The sequence below is a fragment of the Vibrio qinghaiensis genome, from assembly GCF_002257545.1.
GTDB classification, from domain to species: domain Bacteria; phylum Pseudomonadota; class Gammaproteobacteria; order Enterobacterales; family Vibrionaceae; genus Vibrio; species Vibrio ordalii.
Genome location: NZ_CP022741.1, coordinates 1,320,272 through 1,336,993 on the forward strand (window position 1 = coordinate 1,320,272; position 16,722 = coordinate 1,336,993).

The window sequence follows — 16,722 nt, forward strand, 5'->3', positions numbered from 1 at the left end:
AAACAAAGGAGTATTGAGCATAACTGCACACGGCAAAAGTGTTGCTAGCGGGGACAAGGCAAGGAACTGTCCCCTTAGCGAGCTTACTTAAGGAAACCGAGCTCACGCATCAGATCACCCATCTCTTTTTCTTGAGCTTCTAAGAAGGCGTAAAACTCTTTATCCGCTTGATAATTATCGATCCAACCATTGCGGTCGCGGACCACTTTTCATTCATCAGTGGTGTACATTTTCGCTAATGCTGCGTTCCACTGATCAATTTTTTCTTGGCTGATCCCTGGTGCTGCGAAAAACCCGCGCCAGTTAGCAAATACGGTTGGATTGCCGTAATCGGCTAAAATTGGGATATTTGGTGCAGACTCTAAACGTTTAGGGGCCGTTATCGCTAAAATTTTCACTTGGCCGGACTTGGACATTTCAAGCACTTCACCTAAGCCTGTTGAAAGCAGTTGTGTTTCACCAGAAAGCAGTGCTGCCATGGCTTTACCACCTGCATCGTAGGCGATGTAGCGAACTTCTTTAGGGTTCAACCCTTGCCCTTTGAAGGCCGCAGCGGCAACTAAATGATCCATACTGCCACGAGCAGAACCGCCAGCGACTTTGACTTTACGCGGGTTGTCTTTGAAATCGGCAACCGCATCTTCCCACGTTTTGTATTTTGAATCGCCCGCCGCAACGATAGCGCCATAATCAGAAACGGTGGCGGCAATCGGTGTTAAATCACGGAAGGATTGTGGAAAAATACCGGATAAAGAACGAACCACAATCGGTGTAGAGTTGACCATCAAGGTATCTTCTTGGCGGTCTGCTGTTTCAATCAAGTGTGCAATCGCTTTACCGCCACCGCCACCGGATAAGTTTTGGTAAGACACATTGCTGACAATGTCGGTTTTCATCAGTACATCACCTGTACCACGAGCCGTCATGTCCCAACCACCACCCGCACCACCGGGCACTAGAATGTGAAGTTTCTCAATATCAGCGGCGAAGCTGCTAAAAGAAAAGGTTGCAGCCAGAATGGATGCAGTGAGGGTCGGTTTGAACTGCTTAAACATATTCACGTTCCTTATGTAGGGCGCATCTTCATCTTTACCTTGGAGCGTTTGTGACTGAATGCTACAGGCGGAGATAGGGTGCTTATCGTTGTTATCATGACTGCATCAATGATCTAATGCAGATACGTTAAGTTAATAACCTGTTACTGGTTTGTCTCTAATGCGTAGATAAAAACAATATAGGGCATAAAAATGTTTATGTTCATAAAGTTCACGGCGCTATTTTGCGTTGTGTGATAAGTCCCTGTTAGTGTCTTGTTTCACTGTTTACTAGCAACAACTGACTGTTATTAACGGCAAATTGCGCTGCAGAGGCGTCATTACTTTGCTGAGTCAAGGTCGTTATGCTGGGCAGTAGCAGGAAAAATATCAGCGGTTCAGGGTACTGTGCTTGCCATCGATGACGCTCATCTAACGCATGTCCTTCGAAATGGACGGTGAGCACGACACGGTCTGATGAAAAATGTGATCCACGGAATCGACCTAGTGTATGTGCCGCGCCCCATACTGAGCTTAGTGATCGTTCCGATGCACTTTTAAGATAGAGCTCTAACGCCACACTTTGCGACTGAGAACCTTGCGGTTGAGAATGTCGATGAACCGTTAAACGCTCACCCGAATACTTGCCTTGCTGGAAAGGCAAATAACCCAAGTTGTTCGGTGTTATACGGCCATCGTTTGCACACATTTGAACCGAATCAGGCATTTGCTGGCTGCTGTACAATTCACAAGCAAATTGACTAACAAGTTGCTGCACTGCGCTTTGAAATAAACGAGCATCAAATGAGTGTTCTTGCGCAAGGTGTAAATTTAATTCAGGAAAAACGATAGGCAACTGGCTTGTTAGCGCGTTGAGGTCATTGATCGTAACCGATTGATTCTGCTCTATCGCCGTGCGGATAATATTTGGGCTGTCTGCTAATGAAAGCGCATCTTCAGAATAGGTCGCCTCACTCAATAATGGGTAGCTGCGTGGATTTTCCGGTTTGCTGCTGTAAGCAATGCATCCAGATAATAGCAACGAGCAGGCGAGAGCGTAACCAAAAGGAGAGTGAGTGATTCTCTTGTAAAGATTCATAAGTGGCGGCAAGTCTCGGGTAGTGGATTGCACGGATCATTCTATCTATGAAATCAGCTCTTTTCTCTTTTCAAGCTCACAGAGTTTTATTTTTCTACTGCGTAAGCTTAGCCGCTATGTTTCTTATACATTGGTCTAATTTGTCGACAATTTGATTGATTTTTGATGTTTATATCGTCTATTTTAACGATGGTATCTTATGATTGTTGACAATTATGGGCGATGACAAGATGGATAGTGCATTAACACTAAACAGTTCCGATATAAAATTACGTGCTGTTGAACGAGAAAAAGAGAATACCAAATCGGAAAACCTCACTGAGTATTTGATTGAGTCGATTGTTGAAGGGCGTATAGCTCCAGGCAGCAAAATTTCAGAACCTGAACTCGCCAAGCGTTTTCAAGTCAGCCGTGGGCCACTGCGTGAAGCGATAATGCGTGTGGAAGGCTTGGGGTTGATTGAGCGTGTTTCACATGTGGGCGCGCGAGTCATTGAGTTGTCACCCGGTAAGTTGGTGGAGCTTTATGCAGTACGCGAAGCGCTAGAGGGTATGGCGGCAAGGTTAGCGGCGCGCAACATTTCGCCCTCTGAATTACAAGGGTTAGAGGCATTATTGTCGACACATTCTAATCATATTGAGCAAGTCGAAGGGGCTTCCTACTTTCATCAACACGGTGATTTTGACTTTCATTACCGCATCATCAAAGCCAGCCGTAATCATAAATTAGTGACTTTATTGTGTGATGAGCTCTATCACTTACTGCGCATGTATCGTTATCAATCGCCACGCTCACATTCACGTCCGAAGGAGGCGTTGGATGAGCACAAATACATTCTGCAAGCGATCAAAAACGGCGATGAAGAACTGGCTGAGATGTTGATGCGACGCCATATTTCGGGCAGTCGAATCTTGATTGAACAGCAGATAGTAAAAGAGTAAGCCACAGGGCGGCGGGTAGAAAATAATCATGCCTGCAATGAAGCAAACCAAGAACCACGCATAGAGCGGCCTTGAATAAGGGCGATAACCAAGCGATTGATTAGGAGAATCTCATGAGCTTAAGTCAGGGGGCGAAATTTAGACTCGCAGTTCAACAAAATGATCCGCTGCAGATTGTCGGCACGATCAATCCCTATTGCGCAATGATGGCCAAACGTTTAGGCCACCAAGCCATTTATCTGTCGGGTGGTGGCATCGCTAACGCTTCGTATGGTTTGCCCGATTTAGGTATCACCACATTAAATGATGTGCTGGTGGATGTTGAGCGCATCACCAATGCGTGTGATTTGCCTTTGTTGGTGGATATTGATACCGGTTTTGGCGGCGCATTTAGCATTGCTCGCACTATCAAAGCGATGGAGAAAGCGGGCGCTGCTGCGGTGCATATGGAAGATCAAGTTGCGCAGAAACGCTGCGGGCATCGCCCTAATAAAGCGATCGTCAGCCAGCAAGAGATGGTTGACCGCGTAAAAGCTGCGGTAGATGCACGAGTGAACCCAGAGTTTGTGATCATGGCGCGCACCGATGCGTTAGCGGTGGAAGGAATTGATAGCGCCATTGAACGTGCCATTGCTTGCGTGCAGGCCGGAGCCGATATGATTTTCCCCGAAGCGATGACCACTCTTGAGCAGTACGATCGTTTCTCCACCGCGCTAAGCGCAGCTTGTGGTAAGTCAGTGCCGATTTTAGCCAACATTACTGAGTTTGGTCAGACGCCGCTCTACCAATGTACCGAGCTCGCTCAATCGAAAGTGGATATGGTGCTTTATCCATTGAGTGCGTTTCGTGCGATGAATAAAGCGGCTGAGAATGTCTATCGCCATTTATTAGAGCAGGGCAACCAACAAGCTTTGCTCGATAGCATGCAAACCCGTAGCGAGCTGTATGACTATCTCAATTACCACGATTACGAAGATAAGCTCGACGAGCTTTTTTCATCAAAGGAATAATAAAAACAAAGGAAAAGGAGTTCAACATGTCAAACGCACCACTGGGCGGCGCAGGTCTGCGCGGTCAAAGCGCGGGAGTCACCGCTTTATGTACTGTCGGAAAAACTGGGACGGGTTTAACTTATCGAGGTTATGACATCACCGATCTTGCCAACCATGCACAGTTTGAAGAGGTCGCTCATCTGTTATTGATTGGCCATTTACCTAATCAAAGTGAACTTGACCAGTACAAAACCCGCTTAATGGGATTACGAGGTTTACCGCAGCCGTTAAAAGCCGCGCTAGAGCTGCTGCCAGCCAGTACACATCCAATGGACGTAATGCGCACTGGCTGTTCAGTTTTAGGCAACCTTGAAACCGAGCACAGTTTTGCTGAGCAGTTGAGTGCGACCGAACGGATGTTGGCACTTTTCCCCGCTATTATCTGTTATTGGTATCGTTTCAGCCACCAAGGCATCCGGATTGACACTGAAGATCAAAGCGAAGCATGCATTGGTGGCTACTTCTTAAAAATGCTGACAGGAAAAGCACCGAGCGAGCTGCATAAGCAGGTGATGCATTGCTCATTGATTCTGTACGCAGAGCACGAGTTCAATGCATCAACGTTTGCCGCGCGCGTTTGTGCTTCTACGCTGTCAGATATTCACTCTTGCGTAACCGGGGCGATTGGCACACTGCGCGGCCCGTTGCATGGTGGAGCTAATGAAGCGGCGATGGCGATGATCGAATGCTGGCAAACACCGGACGAAGCTGAGGCCAATATTCTGCAAATGTTGGCTAATAAAGACAAAATAATGGGCTTTGGTCATGCCATTTATCGTGAAAGTGACCCGCGTAACGCATTGATCAAACGTTGGTCAAAAGCGTTATCTGAAGCGGTGGGTGATACGCATTTGTACGCGGTATCAGAACGTGTTGAAGCGGTGATGAAACGTGAGAAAGGCCTATTTTGTAATGCGGATTTCTTCCACGCTTCGGCCTACCATTTTATGGGTATTCCTACGCCATTATTTACCCCTATTTTTGTCATGAGTCGATTAACCGGCTGGGCCGCTCATGTGTTTGAGCAGCGCGCTAATAACCGAATTATTCGCCCAAGTGCCGATTATGACGGCCCTGAACATCAAGAGTGGATACCAATAGAGCAGCGTTAATGGGATGAAATCAAGCCATGCTCCTTTGGTGTATGGTTTGATGGTAGGTAAAACCTAGCTCGCTAGATGATGTTTTGAGTAGACAATATTTTGAACAGGCAATGTTTTGAACAGACAATATTTTGAACAGACAATGTTTCGAATAGACAGTTTTATGGGTGGAATTGATGAGTCATCAAACGATCAACAGCCAATACAAAAAAGTATTACCAGCGACCGCGCTGGAGTATTTTGATGCACGACAAGCGGTCAATGATATCCAAGCCGGAGCGTATGATCGGCTGCCTTATACCTCACGAATACTGGCGGAAAACTTAGTCCGTCGCTGTGAGCCGCACACATTGGTTGATTCACTGAAACAGCTGATTGAGCGTAAGTGCGAACTCGACTTCCCGTGGTATCCGGCACGTGTAGTGTGCCACGACATTTTAGGGCAAACCGCTTTAGTGGACTTGGCGGGGTTAAGAGACGCGATCGCTCAGCAAGGCGGTGATCCATCCAAAGTAAACCCTGTGGTGGAAACGCAACTGATTGTCGATCACTCACTCGCGGTTGAACATGCCGGCTTCGAAGCTGACGCGTTTGAAAAAAACCGTGCGATTGAAGATCGCCGCAATGAAGATCGCTTTCACTTTATCGAATGGTGCAAAACCGCCTTTGAAAATGTCAGCGTTATTCCGGCGGGTAATGGCATCATGCACCAGATTAACTTAGAAAAAATGTCGCCCGTCATCCAAGTGAAAAACGGTTTAGCATTTCCAGATACTTGTGTCGGTACTGACAGCCATACTCCTCATGTCGATTCATTAGGCGTGCTGGCGATTGGCGTCGGTGGGTTAGAAGCCGAAACAGTGATGTTAGGTCGCCCTTCGATGATGCGTCTGCCCGATATTGTCGGCGTTAAACTAACCGGTCAACGCCAAGCGGGGATCACCGCGACCGACATTGTGCTTGCCATTACGGAGTTCTTGCGAAATCAGCGCGTGGTGTCTTGTTATCTGGAGTTTTTCGGAGAAGGCGCTCGCGCATTGACGATTGGCGATCGCGCAACGCTTTCCAATATGACACCTGAATATGGTGCAACCGCAGGCATGTTCTATATTGATGAGCAAACCATCAACTATCTCAAACTCACGGGTCGAGACGCGCAGCAAGTAGCCTTGGTTGAACTGTACGCTAAGCAAACCGGCTTATGGGCTGATGATTTGATTGAAGCGCAATACGAACGGGTGCTGGAATTTGATCTCTCAACTGTACAGCGCAATTTAGCCGGGCCTTCGAATCCTCATCGCCGCTTACCGACAAGCGAACTGACCGAGCGCGGTATTGCGGGGGCGTGGCAAACCAAAGAAGGCGAATTACCTGATGGCGCAGTGATCATCGCCGCCATTACTTCGTGCACCAATACCAGTAATCCGCGCAATGTCGTGGCCGCCGCGTTGCTGGCGAAAAAGGCTAATCAATTGGGTTTGGTTCGCAAACCTTGGGTCAAAACATCCTTTGCGCCGGGCTCAAAAGTAGCCAAACTTTATTTAGAGGAAGCTGGCCTGCTGCCTGAACTAGAACAGCTCGGTTTTGGCATTGTCGCTTATGCATGCACCACCTGTAATGGCATGAGTGGCGCGCTTGATCCTATGATTGAGCAGCAAATTATTGAACGCGATCTCTATACGACGGCTGTGCTATCAGGCAACCGAAACTTTGATGGCCGCATTCATCCCTACGCGAAGCAGGCTTTTCTTGCCTCTCCGCCATTGGTGGTGGCGTATGCACTTGCGGGTACGATTCGTTTTGATATTGAAAAAGATGCGTTGGGAACAGATGCGCAAGGCAAGCCGATTTACCTCAATGACTTATGGCCAACCGATGAAGAGATCGATGATGTGGTGGCGCGCCATGTTAAGCCCGAACAGTTCAAACAAATCTACATTCAGATGTTTAAATTAGATGAGCACATGGCCAAACAAAAGCCACTTTATGATTGGCGCCCCATGAGCACTTATATCCGTCGTCCGCCTTATTGGGAAGGTGCGTTAGCGGGTGAACGTCGGTTGTCAGCCATGCGACCTTTGGCGATTTTAGGTGACAATATCACTACGGATCATTTATCGCCATCGAACGCTATTTTAGCGACCAGTGCCGCTGGGGAGTATTTGCTCAAAATGGGCGTTCCGGAGCAAGATTTTAACTCCTATGCCACGCATCGTGGTGACCATCTGACCGCGCAACGCGCCACTTTTGCTAACCCCAAACTGTTCAATGAGATGGTGCAAGAGGAGGGCAAAGTAAAGCAAGGTTCGTTAGCGCGTATTGAACCTGAAGGCTTGGTTACCCGCATGTGGGAAGTGATAGAGACTTATATGGATCGTAAGCAGCCATTGATCATTATTGCTGGGGCCGATTATGGGCAAGGTTCGTCACGTGATTGGGCGGCGAAAGGTGTACGTTTGGCGGGAGTTGAAGCCATTGTTGCCGAGGGGTTTGAACGGATCCATCGCACGAATTTAGTCGGGATGGGTGTTCTGCCACTGCAATTTAAAACGGGAACAGACCGCCACACACTGCAACTCGATGGTACTGAGCTTTATGATGTGGTGGGAGATATTAAGCCGGGCGTCGACTTAACCTTGGTGATCACGCGTACGCAAGGCGCAAATAAGGGCGAACAGCAGAAGGTTACGGTGACTTGTCGTTTAGACACGGCTGATGAAGTCAGTGTGTATCAGGCTGGTGGCGTATTGCAGCGTTTTGCGCAAGATTTTCTGGCTCAATGACGCTAAGGATAAAGGAGTATCACGTGAGTAACTCATTAAAAATTCCGGCGATGTATATGCGCGGCGGCACCAGTAAGGGCGTGTTTTTTCGGCTTGAAGATTTACCCAAAGAGGCTCAGCAAGCGGGAGAGGCGCGAGATCAACTGCTGTTGCGTGTCATTGGTAGCCCCGATCCTTATGGCAAACAAATTGATGGCATGGGCGGCGCAAGTTCTAGCACCAGCAAAGCCGTGATTCTCTCTAAAAGTGAGCAAGCCGATCACGATGTCGATTATCTATTCGGCCAAGTTTCGATAGACAAAGCATTTGTAGACTGGAGCGGCAACTGCGGTAACCTTTCTGCGGCGGTAGGGCCATTTGCGATTTACAGCGGTTTTATCGACCCAGAACGGATCCCTAATAACGGTGTAGTGACGGTTCGCGTTTGGCAAGCCAACATTGGCAAAACCATTCTTATTCATGTGCCAATTGAGCAGGGTGAAGTGCAAGAGTGTGGCGATTTCGAACTCGATGGGGTGACCTTTCCCGCCGCTGAAATTGCGGTTGATTTTCTCGATCCTGCCGATGATAGCGGTGTGATGTTCCCAACCGGAAATGTGCTCGACCAACTGCAAATCCCCGGCATGGGAACCTTGAATGCAACGCTCATTAATGCGGGTATTCCGACGATTTTTATCGATGCTCACGACATCGGTTATCAAGGTACTGAACTGCAAGAGGCGATCAACAATGATGATCATGCCTTGGCGATGTTTGAAGCGATTCGCGCTTATGGCGCTGTGAAAATGGGTTTGATTGAGCATATTGAACAAGCCCAACTGCGCCAACATACGCCTAAAGTAGCGTTTGTGGCAAAAGCGCAATCCTATTTGTCATCCAGTGGTAAAGCGGTATCGGCGAACGATGTCGATATTGTGGTGCGCGCGCTGTCTATGGGAAAACTGCATCATGCGATGATGGGAACGGCCGCGGTGGCCATCGCTTCAGCGGCCAGTGTCCCAGGGACGTTAGTGAATATGTTGGCGGGCGGTGGAGCAAAAGAATCGGTCACTTTTGGTCATCCATCCGGTACGCTGAAAGTGGGCGCTAAAGCCGTTTTACGAGAGGGTCATTGGGGAATAGAGAAAGCCAGTATGAGCCGCAGCGCGCGGGTGTTAATGGAAGGTTGGGTGCGAGTCCATCGTTAGTCGTGGTGTATGATGAGCTGAAAGGGCAATTGCCGCTAGGATTGGTGGTGCTCAAAGATAGCGGTAAGGTGGATGACCCAATGAGCTTGAGTGAGTTAGAAAAAGCGCTCCATCACTAGCGGCTACCCTATAGTTGACGATTAATCGAGGCGCCTCAGATGAATGAGGCGTTTTTATTGCCAATTTGCAATCCGCATTTTATTTGTTTCTCTTAGTTCATCGGTCTTATTTCTAAGACGAAATTATCGTTCAATCGAACAAAAACGCTACGCATGAAGATATATTTTCCAACCACTATCTTATAGAATCACGGCCAAAGCTTTATTCATTCAGAGCGCGAAATATGTCGTTAGTTATCATAACTCCTGCTTGTGAAAGTGATTTACCGAAACTGAATCAGTTGATGTATGACCTTCATCATGAGCATCACCTTGCTTGCCCTGAGCATTTCAAAACAGCAGAAGAGATTGAACAAGAAAAAAGCATTGCTCGTTATTTAGATGATCCGGAATGTTTGGTTTATGTTGCCAAAATAGACAACCAAATTGTGGGATTTATATCGGGTCACTTTTGCGAGTTAATTTCAAGCGTGAGCAAAGCGGTACCAATGGGCAGTATTGATGAGCTTTACGTTGAGCCACAATATCGTCAGCAGCATATCGCACAGCAGCTGTTTCAAAAAATGGAACAGACATTAAAAGAGTACGGTATTGCCCAAGTATTTGTCGAAGTGTGGGATTTTAACCAAGGAGCGCAATCTTTTTATCAACGTTCTGGTTTCTCTGCTCATATACATTGGTTAAGAAAGTCAATCGATAGCAAGTAATTCGATGATCATAGTCATGGATTTTTAATGTGTTAAAACCGTTTTCATTGTTGAGCTTTTGTTTGTTGTCGTTGTTCTGGTCAAGTGTTGGTTTCGCTCAACAACCCGTAATGCTACCAGAAAATATTCGTGGCGCCCTATGCCTAGTTAAGGCCGATAACAAGATCGTTCTTGTTAATGAGGTTATCACTAAGCAGATTTCGTTGCCGGGAGGAACCGTATCTCCCGGTGAATCTCCAGAGCTTGCTGCACAAAGAGAAACTTGGGAAGAAACAGGCCTTGTTGTAACGGTCGGCCACACATTGGGGTATACGGATACGGCTATTGTCTACAGCTGCCGCAGCGATTCCGATGTGATAGCTTTTGAGTCAAAAAATAGCCGGAATGGACATGAGTTGCCTATCTGGTTTGCACCTCACTATGGTGTTGAGATTGCTAGCGCGATGTTAGTTGATCCGTACCGGATTGATGCCCTTCAATATCGTTATCCAGAACAATGGGAACAGATTAAAACAATGTATCAGGATGCGCATAGTCAATCGGTAATGTATGTAGACGATCTTGTGGCTGCTGCACCGCGTTTTCAGCAAGTTGAATTACGTTGGATAATGGGATTACAAAACGCAGTAATGGCTTTACCTGATAGCCTGAATGTAGCGGTTCATAAAATCGCCATTTGGATCTCTAAACTAAGCAACCCTTGGTTGCTGATTATTCTTTTCCCATTGGTTGCCTATTATTTAGGTAAAGCCTCTGTTTATAAAATATTTTTTGTGGTCACTGTAACTTCATTGTTGTCATTAGTGGCTCAGCAAGGATTTGCGTTACCAAGACCTCATGCCTATATCCCACTGTTGGAACTTTGCCAAAGTTACGGATACGGTTTTCCAAGTTTACCGATTGCAGTTTGGTTTGGCGTAGGGCTATCGCTATTGCGAGCTTTTGACCAGCTCGATTTCAACCGAACGTTTGTGGGTTTTATCGTGTTGATGGGGCTATTAATATTAGCCAAATTCTATGTCGGAGAAGCCTTTCTTACCGATATGGCGATCGGTGCCTTATTAGGTGCATTGGTGGCATGGCACATTGTTCGTTTGGACGCAAAATCTTATACCGATGTTAGAATATTGCTGAGCTCACGAGGAGTATGGTGGGGCTTAACCTTGGTTGCTGCACTCTTGGCGACACTCTGGCCTTTGCCGATTTTCACAGCGTGGTTGGCCATTTTATTAACGGCATCTGCCCTGGTGATGGCAAAGAGCTCTGAATCATTGCAAATCACTCCTCAACGGATGTGGCTAGTGATGATTTTGCTCTTAGCCATCAACCAAGGGCTGGGATTTGGTGCAACATTCGTGTCATACAGCAGTGTTCTTTCGTTAGTGGTGGAGACGATTCGCTTTCCGACGCTGATGCTTGTCTTTGCATGGTTATTGCGAAAATGCCGTGCTTAACGAATTCTTTAGATAAACATCCCAATAGAAACGCCTCAGCTGAGGCGTTTCTATTGCCTATTCGTGAGACTCACCGAGTACAAATTTTTCTATAGCAACTGCCACACCATCGTCGTCGTTACTGAGTGTAATATAGTCGGCCAGTTGCTTCGTTTGTTCCATCGCATTGGCCATCGCAATTCCAAGACCTGCGTATTGCAGCATGTGATGATCATTTTCAGCATCTCCCATACAAATAATGTGTTTAGCCTCGATAGCTAAGTGATCGGCAATCGCTTTTACACCAACGCCTTTATTACTTTGTGTATTTAGAAATTCGAGGAAGAAGGGTGCACTTTGTACAATGGTAAACTGCTGATAGAGTTCCGGAGGAAGTTGTTCAATGGCTCTTTGTAGCAAGCTAGGCTCTGCGACAATCATGGCTTTGATGATGGGATGATCATCTTCAAGCTGTTCAAAATCCATTTCCGTGATCGGCAGTCCGTTGATTCTTGCTTCAAGCTCGGTATATTCACTGATTTTAGGCGTGATGAGACCATGAACTTGGCTAAAGGCGTGCGTATTCACGTTAAGTTGGCTAGCAAGGTTAGCGACCAATTTTGCAGAACGGCCATCGATAATGTTGTGATGAATAATTTCGCCACTACTAATGTTTTGAACCATGGAACCGTTGTAATAAAGGACAAAATCCTCATTTGAGTCTAAATGCAGTTCTTGCAACTTATCGCGCATGCCTTCAATGGGACGTCCCGACGCCAACACCACCTTTACGCCTTGTGCACGTGCTTTGGCGATAGCCTGTTTTGTTCTGTCGGTGATCTGTTTTTGGCTGTTGAGAAGAGTACCGTCCATATCTAAAGCGATGAGTTTATACATGACTTACCTAAATTAAGTGAAGAAGAAAGGCAGCAGCTTATGCAAGTTGAGTTGTGATCGCCACTGATTTAGTCAAATTTTCATCTGTGTGATGGGTTTAGTTTGACCTCTAGCAACGCATCTATTAAGGTCAGCGACCTGCATTTTTTGATATTGAGTTAGGCTGAGTTTACGTTGTACAAAATTAATGAAATGTTTGAGACCATCCAAGGTGAAGGGGTATACACTGGTGTGCCTTCTGTTTTTATTCGTTTACAGGAGTGCCCTGTTGGATGCGCTTGGTGCGATACAAAGCAGACGTGGGATGCCACACCGCAAGACAAACGTCCTATCAATGAAGTTCTCACCAAGACACAAGATAGCCCAGCTTGGTGCTCAGTCAGTGCAGATGAGCTGGTGTTACTTTACAAAAAGCAGGGTTATAACGCCAAACATATTGTGATTACAGGTGGTGAACCATGCATTTATGATCTGCGTTCACTTGCGCAAGCATTTGAGGCAATGGGGTGTCACATTCAAATTGAAACCAGCGGCACATTTCCGGTTCAAACCTCGGCAGATACATGGGTGACAGTGTCACCAAAAGTTGCAATGAAGGGCAAACTGCCTGTACTCGATTCAGCTCTGTTAAGAGCAAATGAGATCAAGCACCCCGTCGCAACGGCTAAGGATATTGAACAGCTAGATGCGTTATTGCTGCGAGCACAAGTTCCTGATTCAACGGTGATTGCTTTACAGCCCATTAGCCAGAAAGAGCGGGCAACCCAACTGTGCATTGAAACATGCATTGCGAGGAACTGGCGTTTATCGATTCAAACGCATAAATATTTAAGCATTGCCTGAGGAGAGGAAAATGAAAAAAGCCGTTGTGGTATTTAGTGGTGGCCAAGATTCAACAACTTGTTTGGTTCAGGCATTAAAAGAGTTTGATGAAGTGCACGCCATCACCTTTGATTATGGCCAACGCCATAAGCTTGAGATTGAGGTCGCCATCGCTTTAGCGAAAAAGTTAGGTGTAGCTGCACATAAAGTCATGGATGTCAGCTTACTCAATGAATTGGCGATCAGTTCACTCACTCGTGACGATATTCCAGTATCACACGAGTTACAAGAAAATGGATTACCGAACTCGTTTGTGCCGGGGCGTAACATTCTGTTTTTGACCCTTGCGGGTATTTACGCTTATCAAATAGGTGCAGATGAGGTGATTACTGGTGTTTGTGAAACAGACTTTTCTGGTTATCCGGATTGCCGAAATGATTTTGTCAAAGCGATGAACAGTGCTTTGGTGCAGGGGATGGATCGCCCATTCCACATCAGCACACCTTTAATGTGGTTAAATAAAGCAGAAACTTGGGCATTGGCTGATGAATATGGCGCTCTCGATCTGATCAGGCATGAGACACTGACTTGTTATAACGGTATTATCGGAGACGGCTGTGGTGGTTGCCCATCATGTGAGCTGCGTAAGGCGGGTTTAAATGATTACTTATCAAGCAAAGAATCAATAATGAATGCGCTTTACAACAAGTAATCAATAGCTTAATGATTTATCGAATAACAAGTGATTTGATAAAGTGATGTGTAAATGGGTGTTCTACGCTTGACTAATCTAAGAATTGACCAATAGAGCACCCACTCACTTTAGCTAAAGATACATTTTAGCTAGATCGGCAGGCTCGACTTCTTTACCTTCTAAGCTTGCGTTCCAGTTGGTACCAATCAATACACCATCTTCATCAAGAGTAATCAACCAATCTTCGACGAAAATATCGAGAGGGATTTCTAACACTTCGAAGTCAGACCACTCTTCAACGTTGTGAGTTTGTGCATCTTCTTTGGTTGACCAAAAGGGCATAACTTCACTACTTTCAAATTCTGTCGAGTCGCATGCCAGCCAACCATCTTCATTTTTTAAGCCCCATACTAGTTGGGTCTCTTTTGTTTGTTCAATAAACAATTCTAAGTTTGCTTGAAGGTCAGCAGTTAATTTGCTCATTATCTTTATCTCATAAGGTGATGACGAGCAAGGATAGCATTTTGTGCTAGTAAACTCATTAGAATTTTAGAAAGAAAAGAGGCGATAACGCCCCTTTATTTGGACCTAATATCGATGCTACTGATCACGTTTAGTAAAAATCGTCCACTCTTCTTTAACCGAACCTTTATGGCCAACAACTGTTGCAACGACCTTTCTATTCATCGCATGGCTTATTTCATCATCACCTTTTTCTGTCAGCTCAGTATCACCAAAACCAACAATTCGTACACGATTATCACTGACACCGTAGTTAATGAGGGCTTTCTCTACATTATAAGCGCGGTCCTTCGACAAGGCTAAGTTGTAACTTGGGCTACCAACTTTACTGGCGTAGCCTTGCAACTCAATAGAAGTCGAAGGGTACTGTTTGAGAAAATCTGCCATTGAACGTATTTGACTGAGGAATGCAGGGTTGATTATTGAAGAGTCATTAGCAAATAAAATTCTAAGCTGAAGTTGCTCCTCGGTTTTAGTATAAGTGCCGCATCCGTCGTTATCGATCTCAGCCCCAATCGGTGTGCTCGGACAGAGATCCCTAGCATTGATAACTCCGTCACTATCTTCATCATTCAGATCCTCTATTTGATTAGCTAGAGGTGTCTCAATATAAGAGTACTCTTCTTCAGCAACTGCATATAGAGAAGGAAATATAAGTAAATTTAATAGGATAATTAAAGGGTATCTGGACATCTTAATACTCCAAAGCTTCATGCCACTCGCTAGGAGTGTCAACACGCAACGCATCTAATAAAATACCAGTTACATTCATAACTCGATATTTAGCGTATTGTTCTTGATATTTTGCGTCGAGATAACCTTTACGAGCTTCAAACAGCTCATTTTCAGTGTTAAGCACATCAAGAAGTGTACGTTTTCCTAACTTATACTGCTTTTCGTAAGCAATAACCGTTTCTGACGCAAAATCAACGTGATTTTCGAGATATTGTTTTTGTTGGCGTGTAAAATCCATTGCACTCCAAGAAAGGCGTAAACTCTCTTCTATTGAACGATAGGTTCTATCGCGTAGATCTTTTGCTTTATTCAATTGATACGCCGCGCTCTGCGAACGTGCAGAATCTGAGCCGCCGTTATAAAGGTTATAACGCATTCTCAGCATTGCACTGAATTCATCACTATCGCCTTCTATGCCACCGGCATCATCTCGCCAGCTTTGTTTCGCTTCAAATGATAGCGTAGGATAATTCGCCCCTTTGGTTTGCTTATATTGAAACTTGGCTGAATCGACATCAGCTAGTGCAACTTGTATTACGGGATGGTTTTTAATTGCAGTATCTAGAGCGATTGTGAGATCTTGTGGAAGTACTGCATTATCAGCGCGAGGAAAAAGAAGATCTTGAGGTTCTTCACCTACAATACGTTTATATTGAGAGTAAATATCCAACAGATTATTTTGTGCAGCTAACAAATTACTATTTGCTTTAGCTAAGCGAGCTTCTACTTGGGATAAATCTGCGGTCGAACCAATACCTGACTCTACTCGACGTTTAATGTCTTGATGGATTTGATTATGAATGCCTAGATTTTTTTCAGAAAGTGTTAATATTTCAAGTGCTTTGGTCGCATCAAGATAAACTTTAGCAACTTCCAATGCGATATCTTGCGCATCTGCAAGTAACTGCAAACGAACTGATTCGGCATCGGCTGAGGTACGATCAATGTCATTTAAAGTTGAAGAACCATCCCAAATTAGTTGGGATAAAGTAATGGTAGCTTCTTTACGAGTTAGCTCATTATCAGTGCCAGAGGCTAAATCAACGGCTTCATAGCCAATACCTGCATCTAAGTCTATTTTCGGGAGATAAGCCCCTGAAGAGGCTTCACTATTATATCGTTTGCTCACATATTCGTTATATGCACTTTTAATGTTTGGGTTAGTTGCAAGGGTTATAGACACCGCCTGCTCAAGAGTTTGACCATATACAGAGATCGGAAAACTTAGTGCAATGGCGCAGCTCAACGTTTTCATATTTGTCCAATTCACTCGGGCACTCCTCTAGGTACTTCTATTGAATTCTATTAGGCTGCAATAGTACGATATTAGCTGTGTCATTATTGAGATGATTGATGGAAAACAAGTAAAAAATAGCAGTGGACCACCATTAAAAATAGTAACACGTTCATTATTTTAGTGACTTTAGTAAAGAATCGTACACCTTAAATGTCAATTAACATTAATTAAACATGTTAATTGTTCCTATAATGAAGTACAGCTTTAGCGTGATATTAGTTCAAGCGGGGCAATATGTGAGTGACCTCAGCATTTATGTCACGCAAGAGAGTGTAAAAACTGTTTTTCCTTTGTATC

At 45.3% G+C, this 16,722-nt stretch carries 15 protein-coding genes and 1 pseudogene; 10 read left to right on the top strand and 6 right to left on the bottom strand.

The genetic code is table 11. The features are described from left to right. Window positions 1-83 precede the first annotated feature (83 nt). Window positions 84-1,055, bottom strand: a pseudogene (locus CCZ37_RS06085) (tripartite tricarboxylate transporter substrate binding protein). A 247-nt stretch (window positions 1,056-1,302) separates the two neighbouring features. Beyond that, entirely contained in the window at window positions 1,303-2,133 is an 831-nt protein-coding gene (locus CCZ37_RS06090) for a hypothetical protein (RefSeq protein WP_094500798.1), read from the bottom strand. Between the two features lie 230 nt (window positions 2,134-2,363). On the opposite strand from CCZ37_RS06090, the gene CCZ37_RS06095 reads away from it, so the two are divergent. The 8 genes from CCZ37_RS06095 (at window position 2,364) to CCZ37_RS06125 (ending at window position 11,479) form a co-directional block, all read left to right on the top strand. After that, the gene (locus CCZ37_RS06095) at window positions 2,364-3,074 is read left to right on the top strand and encodes a GntR family transcriptional regulator (protein ID WP_167372390.1); all 711 of its coding nucleotides are present in this window, start codon (window positions 2,364-2,366) and stop codon (window positions 3,072-3,074) included. Window positions 3,075-3,187: 113 nt separating this feature from the next. Beyond that, window positions 3,188-4,084, top strand: coding sequence for a methylisocitrate lyase (prpB, locus tag CCZ37_RS06100; RefSeq protein WP_010320281.1), 897 nt, complete (start codon window positions 3,188-3,190; stop codon window positions 4,082-4,084). A 26-nt stretch (window positions 4,085-4,110) separates the two neighbouring features. Beyond that, a complete protein-coding gene (prpC, locus tag CCZ37_RS06105; protein WP_010320282.1) occupies window positions 4,111-5,238 on the top strand; it encodes a bifunctional 2-methylcitrate synthase/citrate synthase in 1,128 nt (375 codons plus the stop codon). Between the two features lie 167 nt (window positions 5,239-5,405). After that, window positions 5,406-8,012 (top strand): Fe/S-dependent 2-methylisocitrate dehydratase AcnD, encoded by a 2,607-nt coding sequence (acnD, locus tag CCZ37_RS06110; protein WP_094500030.1) that lies wholly within the window; start codon window positions 5,406-5,408, stop codon window positions 8,010-8,012. After that, a complete protein-coding gene (prpF, locus tag CCZ37_RS06115) occupies window positions 8,009-9,199 on the top strand; it encodes a 2-methylaconitate cis-trans isomerase PrpF (protein ID WP_094500031.1) in 1,191 nt (396 codons plus the stop codon). The genes acnD and prpF overlap by 4 nt, the downstream gene beginning before the upstream one ends. Next, window positions 9,178-9,318 carry a hypothetical protein gene (locus CCZ37_RS18850; protein ID WP_155815373.1) on the top strand — a complete coding sequence of 47 codons (141 nt, stop codon included), beginning with the start codon at window positions 9,178-9,180 and terminating at the stop codon, window positions 9,316-9,318. Before prpF ends, CCZ37_RS18850 begins: the two co-directional genes overlap by 22 nt. Window positions 9,319-9,542: 224 nt before the next feature. Further along, the gene (locus CCZ37_RS06120; RefSeq protein ID WP_010320286.1) at window positions 9,543-10,025 is read left to right on the top strand and encodes a GNAT family N-acetyltransferase; all 483 of its coding nucleotides are present in this window, start codon (window positions 9,543-9,545) and stop codon (window positions 10,023-10,025) included. 29 nt (window positions 10,026-10,054) lie between these two features. Continuing rightward, a complete protein-coding gene (locus CCZ37_RS06125; RefSeq protein WP_094500032.1) occupies window positions 10,055-11,479 on the top strand; it encodes a bifunctional NUDIX hydrolase/phosphatase PAP2 family protein in 1,425 nt (474 codons plus the stop codon). 57 nt (window positions 11,480-11,536) lie between these two features. Here CCZ37_RS06125 and yidA read toward each other — a convergent pair whose 3' ends face one another. Then, window positions 11,537-12,355, bottom strand: a complete 819-nt coding sequence (gene yidA / locus CCZ37_RS06130) for a sugar-phosphatase (protein ID WP_094500033.1) — start codon at window positions 12,353-12,355, stop codon at window positions 11,537-11,539. Between the two features lie 192 nt (window positions 12,356-12,547). Here yidA and queE point away from each other — a divergent pair, with 192 nt between their 5' ends. Next, window positions 12,548-13,198 (top strand): 7-carboxy-7-deazaguanine synthase QueE, encoded by a 651-nt coding sequence (gene queE, locus CCZ37_RS06135; protein ID WP_208613934.1) that lies wholly within the window; start codon window positions 12,548-12,550, stop codon window positions 13,196-13,198. Between the two features lie 10 nt (window positions 13,199-13,208). Beyond that, on the top strand, window positions 13,209-13,889 hold the full coding sequence (gene queC / locus CCZ37_RS06140; protein ID WP_094500035.1) for a 7-cyano-7-deazaguanine synthase QueC: 681 nt from the start codon (window positions 13,209-13,211) through the stop codon (window positions 13,887-13,889). 114 nt (window positions 13,890-14,003) lie between these two features. On the opposite strand, the gene CCZ37_RS06145 is transcribed toward queC, so the two are convergent. The 3 genes from CCZ37_RS06145 to CCZ37_RS06155 form a co-directional block, all read right to left on the bottom strand. Then, window positions 14,004-14,354, bottom strand: a complete 351-nt coding sequence (locus tag CCZ37_RS06145; RefSeq protein WP_013856942.1) for a DUF2750 domain-containing protein — start codon at window positions 14,352-14,354, stop codon at window positions 14,004-14,006. Window positions 14,355-14,471: 117 nt separating this feature from the next. After that, window positions 14,472-15,086, bottom strand: coding sequence for an OmpA family protein (locus tag CCZ37_RS06150; protein WP_422641334.1), 615 nt, complete (start codon window positions 15,084-15,086; stop codon window positions 14,472-14,474). A gap of 1 nt (window position 15,087) precedes the next feature. Continuing rightward, window positions 15,088-16,398, bottom strand: coding sequence for a TolC family outer membrane protein (locus CCZ37_RS06155; RefSeq protein WP_094500037.1), 1,311 nt, complete (start codon window positions 16,396-16,398; stop codon window positions 15,088-15,090). Between the last annotated feature and the right edge of the window lie 324 nt (window positions 16,399-16,722).

Coding starts and splice junctions, on each gene's coding strand:
- prpC (WP_010320282.1), top strand. CDS start 4,111: ATGTCAAACGCACCACTGGGCGGCGCAGGTCTGCGCGGTCAAAGCGCG.
- acnD (WP_094500030.1), top strand. CDS start 5,406: ATGAGTCATCAAACGATCAACAGCCAATACAAAAAAGTATTACCAGCG.
- CCZ37_RS06145 (WP_013856942.1), bottom strand. CDS start 14,354: ATGAGCAAATTAACTGCTGACCTTCAAGCAAACTTAGAATTGTTTATT.
- CCZ37_RS06090 (WP_094500798.1), bottom strand. CDS start 2,133: ATGAATCTTTACAAGAGAATCACTCACTCTCCTTTTGGTTACGCTCTC.
- CCZ37_RS06150 (WP_422641334.1), bottom strand. CDS start 15,086: ATGTCCAGATACCCTTTAATTATCCTATTAAATTTACTTATATTTCCT.
- yidA (WP_094500033.1), bottom strand. CDS start 12,355: ATGTATAAACTCATCGCTTTAGATATGGACGGTACTCTTCTCAACAGC.
- queE (WP_208613934.1), top strand. CDS start 12,548: ATGTTTGAGACCATCCAAGGTGAAGGGGTATACACTGGTGTGCCTTCT.
- prpB (WP_010320281.1), top strand. CDS start 3,188: ATGAGCTTAAGTCAGGGGGCGAAATTTAGACTCGCAGTTCAACAAAAT.
- CCZ37_RS06120 (WP_010320286.1), top strand. CDS start 9,543: ATGTCGTTAGTTATCATAACTCCTGCTTGTGAAAGTGATTTACCGAAA.
- prpF (WP_094500031.1), top strand. CDS start 8,009: ATGACGCTAAGGATAAAGGAGTATCACGTGAGTAACTCATTAAAAATT.
- queC (WP_094500035.1), top strand. CDS start 13,209: ATGAAAAAAGCCGTTGTGGTATTTAGTGGTGGCCAAGATTCAACAACT.
- CCZ37_RS06095 (WP_167372390.1), top strand. CDS start 2,364: ATGGATAGTGCATTAACACTAAACAGTTCCGATATAAAATTACGTGCT.